The sequence below is a fragment of the Marinomonas sp. S3726 genome, from assembly GCF_000967665.1.
Taxonomy (GTDB): Bacteria; Pseudomonadota; Gammaproteobacteria; order Pseudomonadales; family Marinomonadaceae; genus Marinomonas.
Genome location: NZ_JXYC01000025.1, coordinates 55105 through 70461, shown reverse-complemented (window position 1 = coordinate 70461; position 15357 = coordinate 55105). Strand labels below are relative to the sequence as shown.

The following is a 15357-nucleotide window of genomic DNA, read 5'->3' as shown; positions in this document are numbered from 1 at the left end:
CTGTGACTCCTGCCTTTTTGGGCATTTTAAGCGGCCGTATCCCTAACCAAGGAAATACAGGTCCTAATTAAGCTGAAGGGTTATTTGAGGATTGGTACGAGAGTCAGGCTAAATAGATGAGTTAAGCTATTTAGCCTGTTGGTTCTACGGCTAGCTAGCTCGCTCGCAGTCGTAAAAAATCAGCCATCCAATGGGCGATCATCACAGAGTCCGTTGCGGCCCCTTTTTCACGCACTTGAGTTAAGCCGACCTCACACACGTCTAGCGGAATGACGTCACCTTTTCTTAGGTCGATCAGCTCATCTTCATACTCAAGGTTGAATTCTGGGTGAGCTTGAAACGTTAAGATTTGATCATCATAAATCAGGCCAGCATAAGGACAGAATTCAGATTCAGCAAAGACCTTGGCATTTTTCGGCAACTCTAAAACTTGATCCTGATGCATAGCGCTAATGGCAAAGGATTCAGGTGCGCCCTGAATAAAGTCAGCCCCAGCAGTCAGTTGATAAGCATGTAAACCCACACCCCAGCCATCAGGGTGTTTATCGACCACGCCACCAAACGCATCGGCAATAATTTGATGACCAAAACAGATACCTACCATAGGACGACCCGTTACTGAGATCTCCAGAATCAAGCTCTTAAGGCGTAGCATCCATGGGGTGTTTTGATAAACATTAAACTTAGAGCCAGTAATCACCCAAGCATCACATTGCATGGCATCATCCGGAAAATGATCTTCTCTTACATCAAATACCTGATACTCAAAATCTGCTGTCACTTGATCAAATAAAGCCACAAACATATCGGCATAAGAACCATGCTTTTCTAATAACTCATCCGGTGTAATGCCTGTTGCCAAAATACCGATTTTCAATTGCTTAACCATTTGGGAAGTACCTGTTTTAAACCTATTTTCATTTCTTTTCACATAGGGTTTTATGAAGCCCTATGCTATTTATCATCTAATTTGACTGTCAGTGTTGCTTGGCGGCGCATTTGATACACAGCGCCAATCACACCAATCGCCACAACCGCTATCATCAAGGTTGCGAGTGCATTCACCTCAGGTGTGACTCCTAATCTCACTTTCGAGAAGATCACCATAGGCAAGGTACTGTTACCTGGGCCTGATACGAAGCTGGCAATGACCAGATCATCCAAAGACAAGGTAAATGACAACAACCAACCTGAAATAATGGCAGGCATGATCAAAGGCAAGGTCACCAAGAAAAAGAGTGACCCAGGTTTCGCCCCTAAATCCATCGCCGCTTCTTCTAGGGTTTCATCCATAGAAGCTAAACGTGACTGCACTATCACTGCCACATAAGCCAAACAGAAAGTCGTGTGAGCAATAATGATGGTCAGCGTGCCACGACCTGATGGCCAGCCAAACAAACCTTCCATTGCCACAAATAATAAGAGCAAAGATAAACCTGTGATTACCTCAGGCATGACTAAAGGCGCTGTTACCCAACCAGAGAGAATCATCTTGCCTTTAAAAGGCCCAAAGCGGCTCAAAACAAAGCCTGCCATGGTGCCAAGTACCACCGCCAAGGTGGCACTGATAAAGGCAATTTTCAGGCTAAGCAGAGCCGCATTAATGATCTGCTCATTTTCAAACAGCTCGCTATACCATTTTAGTGACCAGCCACCCCAGACAGTTACCAGCTTAGATTTGTTAAAGCTGTAGATAATCAAAGAGAAGATAGGTGCATATAAAAACAGATAACCTAAACCTGCTGTTACGGTTAAAAAACGTGATTTAGTTTGCATTAGACTGCCTCCCCTTTGCCCTGAGAATTACGTATCAACATTATGGGTAAGACCAAGACCACTAGCATCACAATGGCAACAGCCGATGCCATAGGCCAATCACGGTTGAGGAAGAACTCATCCCAAAGCACACGACCAATCATCAAGGTATCCGCACCACCTAGCAGTGCAGGAATAACAAACTCACCTACTGCAGGGATAAAGACCAAGACACAACCTGCTATCACACCTGGCATAGCTAAAGGTAAGGTGACTAAGAAGAAGCTTTGAGTAGGCTTACTACCCAAATCTTGAGCAGCCTCTAACAAGGTGCCGTCCATTTTTTCCAAGGCGCTGTATAAAGGCAAAACCATGAAAGGCAGATAGGTATAAACAATACCGATATAAACGGCAAAGTCGGTCTGCAGCATGATAAGTGGTTCATCAATAACACCAATTGTCAGCAAAAACTCATTCACTATGCCGTTCTTTTTCAAGAACTCCATCCAGGCGTAAACCCTTAAAAGGAAAGAGGTCCAAAAAGGTAGAATCACCAAAGCCAATAATAAAACACGTGTAGAGCCATCTGATTTTGCGATGGCATAGGCAATAGGAAAGGCCACTAGCAAGGTAAAGAAAGTCGATAACACTGCAATTTTTACCGAGCTTAAATAAGCATCTAGGTAAAAGTCGTCCTCAAACAAAAAGAGGTAGTTACCTAAATTTATCTTGATGGAGATATAGGCTTCTTCTAGATCCCACTCAAGTAACTCGGAATAAGGCGGAATCGCAATCGCTGCTTCTGTTAGCGAGATTTTGAAAACCACAAGAAAAGGAACAAAGAAGAAAAGCCCTAACCAAAAGGTAGGAATACCAGCAACAACCGCTCTTCCCCAGTTTATCTTCTTCACGAAGTTATATTTCTGCAACTTGGCTGCCATGCGGTCCATCACAGCCGAACCTAAGGACATGCTCATGATGTAAGTACCACGCTGCTATCTTCATCCCAGTGTAAAAAGACAGCATCATTCCAAGTAAATCTGTCACCCATGCTTCGAGTGAAGTTAGGCTGAGTCACTCTGACCTCTTTACCTGATGCTAGTCGCACTCTAAAGACAGATAGACTGCCCATATAAGCGATTTCTTCTATGATACCTTGTATGCAGTTGACACCTTTTTCAGGCTCTTTCTTAGAAATTCGAATCTTTTCAGGACGAATCGCCACATTAACAACCTGATCAGGCGAGCAGCTAATACCGTGATTCACAAATAAGGTCGTACCCGCTTCTTTTGAATCTATCTGTACACTATCTGGCTCGTCTTGAATCACCTTACCTTCAAACATGTTGACCGAGCCGATAAAGTCCGCCACAAACTTACTGTTAGGATACTCATACACATCATGTGGCTCATCTGTCTGCACTATGATGCCCTGATTCATTACCCCAATACGGGTCGCAAGTGTCATGGCCTCTTCTTGGTCATGGGTTACCACCACAAAGGTGACACCTAACTCTTCTTGAATATTGATTAACTCAAACTGAGTCTCTTCTCTTAGCTTTTTATCTAAGGCACCTAGCGGCTCATCCAGCAACAAAAGCTTAGGACGTTTTATCAAAGCACGAGCCAGTGCGACACGCTGCCTTTGACCACCCGATAGCTGATGCGGTTTACGCTTACCTAGATGACCAAGTTGAACCATGTCTAGCATCTCAGCCACACGTTTTTTGATTTCCGCTTTTGCAACGCCTTCACGCTTAAGACCAAAAGCCACATTGTCAGCCACTGAGAGGTGAGGAAATAATGCATAGGATTGGAACATCATATTGACGGGACGTTCCCATGGTTGAATGCCCGCCATGTCCACACCATCAATCAGGATACGGCCACTGGTTGGCGTTTCAAAGCCTGCCAACATGCGCAATAAAGTACTCTTGCCAGAGCCTGAGCCGCCTAATAAACAGAAAAGCTCTTTTTTATAGATATCCAGCGAAATATTATCCACCGCCTTAAATTCACCAAAGTTTTTGGTGACATTTTCTATCCGTAAAAATGGCTCAGCACCTTCTTGTTTCCAAAGTGGTAACTGTTCAGCTGACGTTGGACTGGGCACAATCTGCTCAGAGAAAGACATGGCAAACCCTCGATTAAAATTATTATATAAAATGGCTCTAACAGCCCCCATCAAGCCTGAACAAGACTTGTCGAAGATAGGTAGCTATTTACTGAATCGCTAACTAAATATTCAGTTAGGAGAACACTTAGCTAGTGGCTCAATTTAAAACTAGCAAATATTTTATTTTTAAGACAATAAGTTATCTCAAAGTTTAGGAAAAATAAGGGAGGCAATTTCGCCTCCCTTATCCTTATTTAATTACGTGCTGTTTTAATGTTAGTCCAAGCACGAGTTAATAAACGATCGAACTTAACTGAGTGTGCTTTTTGAGTGAAAAGCTTTTCTTTAATGTCATCCGTTGGATAAATCGAAGGATCATTTTTCACTTCTTCTAATAAGTAAGGTTCAACCTTATTATTAGGTACCGCATAGAAAGCATAGTTAGATACGCCTGCTGCATTTTCTGGTTGCAGGATAAAGTCGATAAACTTATGAGCGGCTTCTTTATGTGGTGCATCCGCAGGAATTGCCATCAAATCAAACCATACCAAAGAGCCTTCTTTTGGAATGATGTAACTAATATTGATGCCTTGATCCGCTTCAATAGCACGGCTTTGAGATTGCAATACATCACCGTTGTAACCCATAGAAACACATAGTTCGCCATTGGCTAGATCAGAAATATATTGTGAAGAAGAGAATTTCGTAAAGCTTGAACGAGAGGCTGAGATCAGCTTAGAGGCTTTTTTCAGGTCAGACTTTTTCTCAGAGTTAGGATCAAGACCTAAATAGTTCAATGCCACAGAAACCACTTCAGCAGGAGAGTCTAGAACACTGACACCACAATCAGACAACTTTGCAGCGATCTCAGGATCAAAAACTAGATCCCAGCTATTTACAGGCACATCTCCTAGACGCGCTTTAACCATATCAACATTGTAGCCAAGGCCAATGGTTCCCCAAGTGTATGGCACATTATGCTTGTTACCTGCATCGTGCAATGCCACTTTACTCGCCATTTCAGCATCTAGGTTGCCAATATTTTTTAGTTGGCTACGATCGATTTCAGCATATACGCCTGCTAGTGCTTGGCGCTCTAAAAAAGACCCCGTCGGCATAACAACATCATAACCCGTTGAACCTGACATCAACTTAGCTTCAAGCACTTCGTTAGAGTCATATACATCATAGTTAATTTTGATGCCTGTTTGGGTTTCGAATTTTTCCAGAATGGCTGGGTCAATATAATCAGACCAGTTGTAGATATTCACAACCGTGTCTTTTGCCATTGTCATTGGCGCTGTCAGCGTTAAAGTAAGAGCGGCAGCTAAGCCAAGTTTCTTATGATGCATGTTAATTTCTCCAATTAGTGTAGCCTTAGCTACGCAATTTATATGATGATTTAAAAGCAACAATGAGGCCAAGAAAGGCTCAGGCTTCTCCTTTCATATTTAGCTCATCAAAACATCGATTTTTTTTATTTTTTTATAAGAAGAGAAACTTTATTGCCTCTCTTCTTTAACACTCTTCATCTGCAGTATTAAATTTACGCCAGCCCTATCTGTATCTATATACCCCTTTAAGGGTATTTTGAAAAGCCATTGTATTTCAATGAGTTAAATCGAATAAATGGCTAATTAGGGTATTTTTTATAAGTATCCTAGGTAAGATTCGTATTCGATATCTGAAATCTGTTCATGAAGTTTTCTCTGCTCCTGACGTTTAGCAGCCGTAAAAACGCGAACAAATTCTTCACCCAAATACTCTCTTAGCACATCACTTTTAAAGAAGCTCTCTGTGGCATCATCCCACTTATTAGGCAACACCAAGGCAGGGTTCACTTCTGTGTAAGCATCACCTGTAATAGGAGAAGGCGGCATCAGCTTATTCTCGATACCATACAGGGCACCAGCAAGAATGGTCGCCAGCACAAGATAAGGGTTAGCATCTGCACCTGACACCCTGTGTTCGATACGACGAGCAACATTTGGACTATCTGGAATACGAATCGCGACAGTACGGTTTTCATAACCCCAGCTGGCACATGTTGGTGCATGGGCACCTACCATAAAGCGACGATATGAGTTCATATGGGGCGCAAACGCTAGCATGCTATCAGCCATGGTATGCATCAAACCTGCAACAGCATGTTTAAGAACATCTGTACCTTCTTCACCGCCATTATCAAATACATTATCACCCGCTTCATTTAACAGGCTGAAATGTACATGGAAGCCGTTACCACTCTTCTTGGCATAAGGTTTCGCCATAAAGGTAGCAAGATGGCCATGTTTACGTGCAAGGCCCTTTACTAGACGCTTAAACATAATGGCCTGATCACCTGCTAGCATAGGGTTATCCACATGCTCTAGGTTAATCTCAAACTGACCAGGGCCAAGCTCTGAAATAATAGTGTCAGCAGGTACGCCTTGCTCTTCACAAACCTTTCTCACTTCTGCAAAGAAAGACGATAAACCATCCATTTCATCAATCGAGTAACAATCTGTCTCGATTAAACGACGACCATGACCTTCTACTAACACAGGAGGTTGAGGGCGCTGAGTTTCTTCGGACTTAGCGTCCATCAGGTAAAATTCAAGTTCAGTCGCCACCACAGGGGTTAAACCTAGTGCTTTAAACTTATCAACCACACCCGCTAATACCTGTCTCGGATCAGCACCAAAAGGCGTTCCATCTGGGTTAAACATGGTGGCCAGTATTTGTGCGCGCGGAGACTCTGCCCAAGAAACAGGAATAGGCTCTTCATGAACTGGCATGCAAATGCCATCACTGTCGCCGGTTTCAAATACCAAACCATTATCCAGCACATCATCGCCCCAAAAATCAAAGCCGATAACAGAACGAGGTAGCTTAACCCCCTCTTCCATCACCTTATTGATTGAATTGGCAGGCATGCGCTTACCACGTAAGTTACCGTTTAAGTCAGTAATAAACAGATCGAATTCTTTTTCGCTATGAACAGGCATTTTAGATTCTCTCTAATAATCTTTGTCGCAGCATGAGTGCGCAAATTTATGTCATTTTGTAATGTTATAATTCACACTACTACTTTCGTGATCACAAATACACTAAGCAAAGGCTTTTATGTAATATTGGTCATCTTCTGTTATTTTTTCAAAATAAAGATTCAACCAATAAGATGATCGCTTTAGAATATGATGAAATTTAGCCAGAAATATAAAAACTATGGATAAGAAATCACCGATAAAATTTACCTTAACTGAACGGGATGAGAGTGTAACTATCTCTAAATGGGTATATGAAACATTACGCCATGCCGTCATGAATGGGCAGATCTTACCGGGACGAGCGCTTACCATAAGAGAGTTAGCAGGCATATTAGGGGTTAGCCCTATGCCTGTGCGTGAAGCGCTACGTCAATTAGCAACGGAGAATGCATTAGAGATAAAAGATAATCGTCGTGTCATGGTGCCTAACATGACGGCAATGAAGTTCACTGAACTTTGTGAAGCCAGAATGGCACTCGAATCCCATGCGGCTTCACGCGCCTTACCTTATATAGATAACCCTAAATTAAAGGAATTGAGAGAATTAGACCGACTTATTGATGCGGCCCAAGAAGAAGGTAACTTAGAAAGAATCAATCTCTTAAATCAAGACTTCCATCGCGCACTTTATACTGCAAACCCACATCAAATTAGTATGCCTCTCATCGAAAGTCTCTGGTTACAGCTAGGTCCATTTTTAAGTTTAGCCAGTCGCCACCTTAAAGAACACTATGTGATAGACCGCCACGATGAGGCAATGAGAGCCATAGAGAACAAAGATGCCCTTGCACTACAGCTCGCTATCAATGCTGATATTCGCGAAGGTATTGCCTTTGTTTCTACCCCAGAAAGACTGCACCACTTTATCGAAGAGTGTGCCTACGCAGGCCGTAATTAATCTCTCTATTACGGCTTTATCGCCTTCCTAAAATCAATTTTAAACCCTCTTTTTATTCTCCTTTATCCCCCACTTATAACTAGCTGAAATACAAGAGACACATTCAGTTTTCCAATATTTTTGTTTGACTTTTAAATTTTGTGATCACAAAATAAAAATCACATTAGATTAAATAATCATCAAGCAGTATTCAAAATCAGGCTGACTTTTACCTGGTAATAGAATGAAACAGAGATAACCTTTGTGCGGCTTTGCCCGAGGAGTAAGTGATGCTAGACCAGAACAACACAGTGACTTTTAGCAGACAAGATGTGCAGGAAATGGATGCCACACACCACCTTCACCCTTTTACCAATAGCCAAGCACTCAATGACAAGGGCGCTCGTGTTATCGACAAAGCCCAAGGCATTTATGTGTGGGACCAAGATGGCAATAAGATGCTGGACGGCATGGCAGGCCTTTGGTGCGTCAACATGGGTTATGGTCGCCAAGAGTTAGTGGACGCTGCCACCAAGCAAATGCAGCAACTGCCTTTTTACAACACCTTCTTTCAAACGACCCACTTGCCAGCAGCTAAGCTGGCGAAAGAAGTCGCGAGTATTACCCCTGAAGGCTTGGATCACATCTTTTTTGCCAACTCAGGCTCAGAAGCAATTGATACAATATTACGTTTGGTAAGACACCATTGGGTGCTAAAAGAGCAGCCGGAAAAAAGCGTCATCATCAGCCGCGAGAATGCTTACCACGGCAGTACACTCGCTGGTACAAGCTTAGGCGGCATGAGTGGCATGCATAAACAAGGTGCACCTTTAGTGCCAGATATCGAACGTATTTGCCAACCTTATTGGTATGGTGAAGCCGGTGATATGACACCTGATGAATTTGGCCTTGTCTGTGCTCAAGCACTAGAAGAAAAGATTCTCGCCCTTGGTGCCCATCGTGTTGCCGCCTTTATTGCTGAGCCTATTCAAGGGGCTGGCGGTGTCATAGTGCCACCAGCAAGTTACTGGCCTGAGATTCAAAGAATTTGCCAAAAGTACGATATTTTATTGGCAGTCGATGAAGTTATCTGTGGTTTTGGCCGCACTGGCGGTTGGTTTGGTAGCGATACCTTTAATATCAAACCAGACATTATTTCCATGGCAAAAGGTTTGTCTTCTGGCTATCTGCCGATTGCGGCTGTGGCAGTAGGAAAACGCATCAGCGAAACACTGCTCGCCCATGATGATGATTTCAACCATGGTTATACCTATTCAGGCCACCCTGTTGCTGCGGCTGTAGCACTAGAAAATATCCGCCTGATGAAGCAAGAGAATATCGTGCAATATGTAAAAGATGACATAGGCCCATACTTTCAAAACCAGCTTAGAAATGTCTTAGAAAACCACCCGCTTGTTGGCCATATTGAAGGGGTTGGGCTCGTTGCAGGTATTGCTTTAGTAAAAGATAAAGACAGTAAAACCTTCTTCGGCGATGATGTAGATGTTGGCTTAATTTGCCGTGATCACTGCTTTGAAAACGGCTTAATTATGCGTGCCGTGGGTAGCCGTATGGTGCTATCACCACCCCTTGTCATTAGCCATGAAGAAGTCGACGAGTTATGTGAAAAGGCACGCCATTGCTTTAACCTAACCTTGGCAGATGTAAGAGATCGCTAAACTTACTCGTTGTTATCAGGAATATCATAGAAGATGAGTGGCAGGACGCCATTCACAGATAACACCCATTTTGTAAAAAGCCGTTATAGTAAAGGGAGGACTTAACGGCTCATACACTCAAAGTCATAACGAGAAACTTGCCATGCATAACAGATACGCTCAAGACAATGACTCCCTACATAAGGATCTTGCAGCACTCATTGACCATATCCGCCTGCGTAGTTTCCCTAAAGCCCTAGCCGATTTTTTAGAGACACAATGCCACTTTAACAGTGCCCTCATGGTGACTTATAAAAAGTCTTTTAAACCCATTATGCTCTTCCCTACTGACCCAGCTGAGCAAAGCCCAACCTTGCACCAATATATTAATAAAGCCTTTATCTTGGACCCGCTTTTCAACAAGATACAAAGCGGTGCGAATGAAGGCGTGAGCCGACTGGCCGAAATCGCCCCAGACTCATTTGATCAAACAGAGTATTACCAAACCTGTTATAAGAATTTTGACCTAGTGGATGAGGTCAACCTCATCATACATCTGGACGAGAAAGTCACCTTTGCTATCTCCCTAAACCGCAAGACTAGCCTTGGTACAATCACACGTAATGAGATGCACCACCTACAGGATATCTTCCCTGTTATTGCCTCCCTAGTGAGACAATTCTGGCTATCTCAATCCCATGAATATGTGCAGTACGAGAAGTCCGACAGCGTTATGAAACAAGCCCTCAGCAGCTTTGGCCGAGGCATACTAACAAAACGCGAACAAGAGATATCAGGCCTTATATTACAAGGCCACTCATCGAAAGTGATCGCTAACCAACTAAATATTAGTTTAGGCACAGTTAAGGTACATAGGAAGAATATACATACTCGACTCGATACCTCGACCCAGTCGGAGATCTTTACCCTCTTCCTCGCACATCTGAACGAGCTCGACTCTCATTAGGGGTTAAAACGTCTGATCATCGATCATGCTGCGTTAAACTTTTCCTCAAAATGCTCACCTTGAAGGATAAAACGCCTGATCATCGGCCATACTTCGTTAAGCTGCTTCTCAAAATGCTCACTTATAACTATAAGCTCACATTTTTCGTCACAGCTTGCCTTGTCTGACCTTCGCTCAGTTCGTTTTTAAAGGCTCCTTAGAATCAAAAAAGCAAAAGCCTTCACCAAGGAATAACCTCAAAGCAATCCAAAACAAAGTCATTGCTAACAGAAAGCCGAGCGCAGCAGCTCTCCTTCAATTTAAGTACAACTATCTTAATGCCACCAAAAAGCGTCGCGAGCGAAGATTAGGTGAGGCAAAAAGTAAACGAAAAAGCGGAGCTTATCGTGATAAGTGAGCATTTTGAGTTGCTTTTTAACAAAACATAATCAAGCACAGCAGCTTTTAAGAGAAGATATCAGCGGATAGCAGATAGTCTATTAAAACTCTAGCCCTAGCCGGAACCTGTCGCCTGGACGGATAAACTAGGGTAAAAACAGCACTAAAAGCACTCATCCCCAATCCGATCGGTACAAGCAACCCTGCCTTACATTCATCCTTCACCGTCAGAGGTAAATGTACCCCTATACCATAACCAGCCAGCGTCATGCTTTGGGCGACTAAGGGAGAGTTAGTTTGATGATAATGACTTGGGGTGAAATGATAATGCTGCTCGTCATGTAGCAGATTTTGCTCGCCGTTTTGGCTCATTTGAGTCAAGGATATCCATTTATGCTGAGCAAGCTCCTCTATGCTTTTAGGCATGCCATGCTCTTTAAGATAAGCAGGGCTTGCATATAAGGTTGAACGCTCTTCATACATAACACGGCCAATCAAGGAATCGTCATTCGGCAAGCCGATGCGTATCGCCATGTCGATTTGCTCGGCGATAAGGTCCATCTTCTGATCCGAAATAATCAGATCAACTTGTACTTTAGGGTAGCGTCGCTGAAATTCATTCAACACAGGAATCAGATGCTTAATCGCAATATCATGGGTAGTACTAATCGCCACACGACCGCTTGGCTCAGCGGGGGACGCTACGGCTTCTATCTCATGGATAAGTTGAGGCAAGACTTTCGCCTTGGCATACACCTTTTCCCCTTCTGAGGTTAAAGCCAGTTGGCGTGTTGACCTATGTAATAAGCGCATACCAGCAGCCGCCTCAAACTGAGCAACCTGTTCGCTCACTCTAGATCGGCTGGAATGAAGCTTACGAGCGGCTGCAGCAAAGCTGCCTGCTTCTACGACTGTGACAAAGATCGCCATATGCTTAAGATGTGAAAAATCAATTGTACTCAAAACCCGAACACTCCATTAAGTTTTAACCATCTATTCGACACAATCATTATTCCCCATACTTTGTTGCATTGCTAGGGCGAGCCCAAAAGCATCAGCCTTAACACTTTAAATAAAATATTTAGGAGAAAATTATGATTGCTGTAACAGGTGCAAATGGACAACTAGGCCAATTGGTTATTGCTGAACTACTTAAGCGCGTTTCTGCGGATCAGGTTATTGCATTAGTACGTAGCCCAGAAAAAGCAGAGGCACTTAAAGCGCAGGGGATTCAGGTGCGTAAAGCAGATTATAACCAAGCTGATACGCTAGCAACTGCGTTACAAGGTGTGGACAAGCTATTATTGATTTCTGGCAGTGAAGTAGGCCAAAGAGCGCCGCAACACCAAGCAGTTATTGATGCAGCGAAAGAAGCGAAGGTGAGCTTTCTTGCTTACACCAGCTTGCTAAAAGCAGACACATCAAAAATGATTTTAGCGCAAGAGCACAAGGTCACAGAGCAAGCGATTAAAGACTCAGGTATCCCTGCTGCTGTACTGCGTAATGGCTGGTACAACGAGAACTACACAGGCAATCTTGCGGCGGTACTAGAACACAAAGCCGTTGTGGGTGCCGGTGGTGAAGGGAAAATAGCCCCTGCTGCTCGCCTTGATTATGCCGAAGCGGCTGCCGTTGTACTCACCGACTCTCAGGCTCATATTGGCAAAGTATATGAACTAGCAGGTGATCAAGCCTTTACCCAAGCAGACTACGCTGCTGAGATAGCTAAGCAGACAGGCCAAGCCATTGTTTATCAAGGTTTAAGCGAAGCGGACTATACTGCTATGTTAGTAGAAATTGGTTTACCTGAAGGCTTTGCAGCGGTATTGGCAGACTCTGATGCGCTAATGCTAGAAGGTGCTTTGTTCAACGATAGCCACACTCTAAGCCAGCTAATTGGCCGTCCAACCACCATGATTCAGGATTCGATTAAAGCCGCTCTTTAAAGGCTTTTAAGCGCTTTATCCTAAAAAAACGCCACGCTTTTGGGTAAAAAAGTGTGGCGTAAACCTAACGGAAATTCATTAGGATGCTTAAACTAAACTCAAATAAATTTGTTCTCTACTATCTCGCTTTCCCATTGTTTAATAATGTCTCTAGGGCGAGTTGATCCATAGAGGGCTTCCTCTTGGCCGGTTCGATAGGCCCATAATTGATTACCAAAATCATAATGCCACCATTCACTAGGCAGGTTAGTAAACCCCACCTCTAACATGGCGTGATAAAGGATACGTCGATTTTCTTTTGCCCTGCTTTTATCACTTTTTTCAGTTTCAAGGGCGTCAGTCCAAGAACGTTCATTGGCCTCATCAAAGTGAGTGCCCATCTCTAAAAAACGCCCCATTTCATCACATAGAGTCACATCTACTGAGCCTCCCGTAAGATGTGGACTAGGCGATTTAACATCTGCACTGGGCGGTGAAACGAGTCGCTTTGCTTTTTCATGCAAATGGCTTTCAGAGTGATCTGGGAAACTCTTCTTCAAAATATTAATCAGGGTGTCATACAAGTACTGTTGTACTGAATAAGGACGCCAGCCATCTAGCACCACTATCTTGATGTTCGATGGAATAAGTTTGGTTGCCTGATGCAACTTTTCAAACACCCCTTCTCGCACAAAGCATTCTGGCATAGCGGTGGCTATGCCCATTTTTGCGTAAAAAGGATAAGTCACGAGTCGATCCGATGTGCTTAAGGGGATTAGATCTTCTCCCGTATCAAGTATCGGAATCTCTTTATAAAGCTCCCAAGAAAACTCTGAGGTACTCGGGATTGGCGTCTCTATTAAATGCTTCATATCAGTTAAAAACACCTGGTAAGAACAAGGTTAAACTAGGTAAAGATATCACCAGAATTTGGGCACAGATTGCCACTAACACAAAGGGCCAAATACTCTTAAACATCTCCAGAATATCTAACTTACTGACCGCTGCGGCCACAAAAACACAGGCTCCCATAGGTGGCGTGATCAGGGCGATTGTAATATTCACGGTTATCACGACACCAAAATGGATAGGATCGATACCCGAGGCAATTGCCACAGGAAAGAAGACAGGTGTCAGCAGCATTAACGCTGAAACCTCTTCCATTAACATGCCGATAAAGAAGGTCATCAAACTAATGATGAGCAACACAGTGGTTGGATTTTCTTTAAAGGGCGCTAATAAAAGTGCTAGCTCCGAAGGTAACTGAGCATAGGCTAATAACCAACTCACCACAGAGGATGCCGCAATAATGACAAAGATACTGCCTGTTAAAATCGCGGTATCTGCAATCGCCTCACCCAGTTTCTTCAAGGATAAACTGCGATTTAGCAAGACTAACAAAAGCGCATAGGCCACAATCAGTGCACCAGATTCAGTCGGTGTCACAAACCCAAATACAATACTGGCAACTATGATAAAAGGCGCCAGCAAAGCCGGGGCAGAATACCAAAGCGCAATTAAGACACCTTTCAGACTGGATCTATCTGTTTGGCTTTTAAGACCCACCTTTCTCACATAGAGATAGTTCATCACAATAAAGGCGCCGCCCAACAAAAGACCTGGAATCACACCTGCTAAAAACAAATCCCCTACGGATGTATTGGTTAATGACGCATAGAGAATCATGAAAATACTAGGCGGAATGATAGGTCCAATTAAGGAACTAGCAGCGGTTAACCCTGCCGCATAACTGGTGGCATAACCTTCTTTTTTCATGGCAGGCACTAACAAAGAACCTAAGGCAGAAGTATCAGCCACTGCGGAGCCATTTACGCCAGCAAAGAAGACACTGGAAACCACATTCACATAGCCTAGACCGCCACGTAAATGCCCAACCAAAGAATTAGCCAAGCGGATGAGCTGAGAAGTTAAGCCTGAAGAGTTCATCAGGTTACCCGCCAATATAAAGAGCGGGATCGCCATGAGCGCAAAAGAGTCAATACCACCAAAAAATTGCTGTGGCACCATGCGATACGCAAGGGAGAAATCAATAAAATAAAAGCCAACTAACGAGGCTAGAATCAGGCAAATATAAAGCGGAATACCCAGCAGTATATTAATTAAAAAGGTAATAATAATGGCGGTTAACATGCCTCATCCTCTTTTTTCTTAGTTGGAAAAGGTCCTTGTAATAACACCATTAAAAATAAAGCGGCAAAACCAATCGGCATACTCAGAAGAGGCAAGGTTTTACTGACGCCTAACCCCATACTGGTGAAACGCCCCATGGATAAGGAGTACTTAGTGCTAATAAAGGTAAAGAATAAAGCGACCGCTAACAGCACAAACCACTGATAATATTTAATCAAACGGCGGGTAAAATCATTGACCACGTCTTCAAGAAAAGACACCTTCATATGTCTTGCGTCCACATAGGCGCAAGACATAACCAGCATGACGCTGGCAATAATGGCGTACCTTGAAAGTTCATCCGACCAGATAGGTGCAGAGTTCAAAATATAGCGAGTAAACACACTGTAGAGTATCAGCAGCACATTTAAAGCAAGTATCGTCTTGGATAAAGACATTAACAGGCGATAAATACCTGATCGGATAATATCTAAGGTCATAACAGCCTCAAAGGCGCCGAAG

14 protein-coding genes are annotated in these 15357 nt (G+C 43.4%); 4 read left to right on the top strand and 10 right to left on the bottom strand.

Annotation, left to right across the window (positions count from 1 at the left end; all coding sequences use genetic code 11):
• Window positions 1-154: 154 nt before the first annotated feature.
• The 6 genes from TW85_RS19060 to TW85_RS19035 form a co-directional block, all read right to left on the bottom strand.
• Window positions 155-889, bottom strand: coding sequence for a glutamine amidotransferase (locus TW85_RS19060; RefSeq protein WP_046018730.1), 735 nt, complete (start codon window positions 887-889; stop codon window positions 155-157).
• 65 nt (window positions 890-954) lie between these two features.
• Window positions 955-1776 carry an ABC transporter permease subunit gene (locus TW85_RS19055; protein ID WP_046018729.1) on the bottom strand — a complete coding sequence of 274 codons (822 nt, stop codon included), beginning with the start codon at window positions 1774-1776 and terminating at the stop codon, window positions 955-957.
• A complete protein-coding gene (locus TW85_RS19050) occupies window positions 1776-2732 on the bottom strand; it encodes an ABC transporter permease subunit (protein WP_046018728.1) in 957 nt (318 codons plus the stop codon). The genes TW85_RS19055 and TW85_RS19050 overlap by 1 nt, the downstream gene beginning before the upstream one ends.
• Entirely contained in the window at window positions 2729-3889 is a 1161-nt protein-coding gene (gene potA, locus TW85_RS19045; RefSeq protein ID WP_046018768.1) for a polyamine ABC transporter ATP-binding protein, read from the bottom strand. The genes TW85_RS19050 and potA overlap by 4 nt, the downstream gene beginning before the upstream one ends.
• 236 nt (window positions 3890-4125) lie before the next feature.
• The gene (locus tag TW85_RS19040; RefSeq protein WP_046018727.1) at window positions 4126-5223 is read right to left on the bottom strand and encodes a polyamine ABC transporter substrate-binding protein; all 1098 of its coding nucleotides are present in this window, start codon (window positions 5221-5223) and stop codon (window positions 4126-4128) included.
• A gap of 297 nt (window positions 5224-5520) precedes the next feature.
• Window positions 5521-6858 carry a glutamine synthetase family protein gene (locus TW85_RS19035; RefSeq protein WP_046018726.1) on the bottom strand — a complete coding sequence of 446 codons (1338 nt, stop codon included), beginning with the start codon at window positions 6856-6858 and terminating at the stop codon, window positions 5521-5523.
• A gap of 220 nt (window positions 6859-7078) precedes the next feature.
• On the opposite strand from TW85_RS19035, the gene TW85_RS19030 reads away from it, so the two are divergent.
• The 3 genes from TW85_RS19030 to TW85_RS19020 all read left to right on the top strand — a co-directional run bounded on the left by TW85_RS19030 (window position 7079) and on the right by TW85_RS19020 (window position 10402).
• The gene (locus TW85_RS19030) at window positions 7079-7798 is read left to right on the top strand and encodes a GntR family transcriptional regulator (protein WP_046018725.1); all 720 of its coding nucleotides are present in this window, start codon (window positions 7079-7081) and stop codon (window positions 7796-7798) included.
• 269 nt (window positions 7799-8067) lie between these two features.
• On the top strand, window positions 8068-9456 hold the full coding sequence (locus TW85_RS19025; RefSeq protein ID WP_046018724.1) for an aspartate aminotransferase family protein: 1389 nt from the start codon (window positions 8068-8070) through the stop codon (window positions 9454-9456).
• A gap of 142 nt (window positions 9457-9598) precedes the next feature.
• On the top strand, window positions 9599-10402 hold the full coding sequence (locus tag TW85_RS19020) for a LuxR C-terminal-related transcriptional regulator (RefSeq protein WP_046018723.1): 804 nt from the start codon (window positions 9599-9601) through the stop codon (window positions 10400-10402).
• A gap of 444 nt (window positions 10403-10846) precedes the next feature.
• On the opposite strand, the gene TW85_RS19010 is transcribed toward TW85_RS19020, so the two are convergent.
• The gene (locus TW85_RS19010) at window positions 10847-11743 is read right to left on the bottom strand and encodes a LysR family transcriptional regulator (RefSeq protein WP_046018721.1); all 897 of its coding nucleotides are present in this window, start codon (window positions 11741-11743) and stop codon (window positions 10847-10849) included.
• Between the two features lie 131 nt (window positions 11744-11874).
• Here TW85_RS19010 and TW85_RS19005 point away from each other — a divergent pair, with 131 nt between their 5' ends.
• Complete coding sequence (locus tag TW85_RS19005) at window positions 11875-12726, top strand: SDR family oxidoreductase (RefSeq protein ID WP_046018720.1); 852 nt, start codon at window positions 11875-11877, stop codon at window positions 12724-12726.
• 98 nt (window positions 12727-12824) lie between these two features.
• On the opposite strand, the gene TW85_RS19000 is transcribed toward TW85_RS19005, so the two are convergent.
• Genes TW85_RS19000 through TW85_RS18990 form a run of 3 tightly spaced genes read right to left on the bottom strand, consistent with a single transcriptional unit; the run spans window position 12825 to window position 15335 of the window.
• Window positions 12825-13577 carry a M15 family metallopeptidase gene (locus TW85_RS19000; protein WP_046018719.1) on the bottom strand — a complete coding sequence of 251 codons (753 nt, stop codon included), beginning with the start codon at window positions 13575-13577 and terminating at the stop codon, window positions 12825-12827.
• A 1-nt stretch (window position 13578) separates the two neighbouring features.
• Entirely contained in the window at window positions 13579-14856 is a 1278-nt protein-coding gene (locus TW85_RS18995) for a TRAP transporter large permease (protein ID WP_046018718.1), read from the bottom strand.
• On the bottom strand, window positions 14850-15335 hold the full coding sequence (locus TW85_RS18990; protein WP_046018717.1) for a TRAP transporter small permease: 486 nt from the start codon (window positions 15333-15335) through the stop codon (window positions 14850-14852). Before TW85_RS18990 ends, TW85_RS18995 begins: the two co-directional genes overlap by 7 nt.
• Window positions 15336-15357: the final 22 nt, after the last annotated feature.

Bases quoted from the DNA above. Each gene is read 5' to 3' on its own strand.
- TW85_RS19020 (WP_046018723.1), top strand. From the start codon at position 9,599: ATGCATAACAGATACGCTCAAGACAATGACTCCCTACATAAGGATCTT.
- TW85_RS19060 (WP_046018730.1), bottom strand. From the start codon at position 889: ATGGTTAAGCAATTGAAAATCGGTATTTTGGCAACAGGCATTACACCG.
- TW85_RS19040 (WP_046018727.1), bottom strand. From the start codon at position 5,223: ATGCATCATAAGAAACTTGGCTTAGCTGCCGCTCTTACTTTAACGCTG.
- TW85_RS19025 (WP_046018724.1), top strand. From the start codon at position 8,068: ATGCTAGACCAGAACAACACAGTGACTTTTAGCAGACAAGATGTGCAG.
- TW85_RS19030 (WP_046018725.1), top strand. From the start codon at position 7,079: ATGGATAAGAAATCACCGATAAAATTTACCTTAACTGAACGGGATGAG.
- potA (WP_046018768.1), bottom strand. From the start codon at position 3,889: ATGTCTTTCTCTGAGCAGATTGTGCCCAGTCCAACGTCAGCTGAACAG.
- TW85_RS19000 (WP_046018719.1), bottom strand. From the start codon at position 13,577: ATGAAGCATTTAATAGAGACGCCAATCCCGAGTACCTCAGAGTTTTCT.
- TW85_RS19035 (WP_046018726.1), bottom strand. From the start codon at position 6,858: ATGCCTGTTCATAGCGAAAAAGAATTCGATCTGTTTATTACTGACTTA.
- TW85_RS18995 (WP_046018718.1), bottom strand. From the start codon at position 14,856: ATGTTAACCGCCATTATTATTACCTTTTTAATTAATATACTGCTGGGT.
- TW85_RS19055 (WP_046018729.1), bottom strand. From the start codon at position 1,776: ATGCAAACTAAATCACGTTTTTTAACCGTAACAGCAGGTTTAGGTTAT.
- TW85_RS18990 (WP_046018717.1), bottom strand. From the start codon at position 15,335: ATGACCTTAGATATTATCCGATCAGGTATTTATCGCCTGTTAATGTCT.
- TW85_RS19005 (WP_046018720.1), top strand. From the start codon at position 11,875: ATGATTGCTGTAACAGGTGCAAATGGACAACTAGGCCAATTGGTTATT.
- TW85_RS19050 (WP_046018728.1), bottom strand. From the start codon at position 2,732: ATGAGCATGTCCTTAGGTTCGGCTGTGATGGACCGCATGGCAGCCAAG.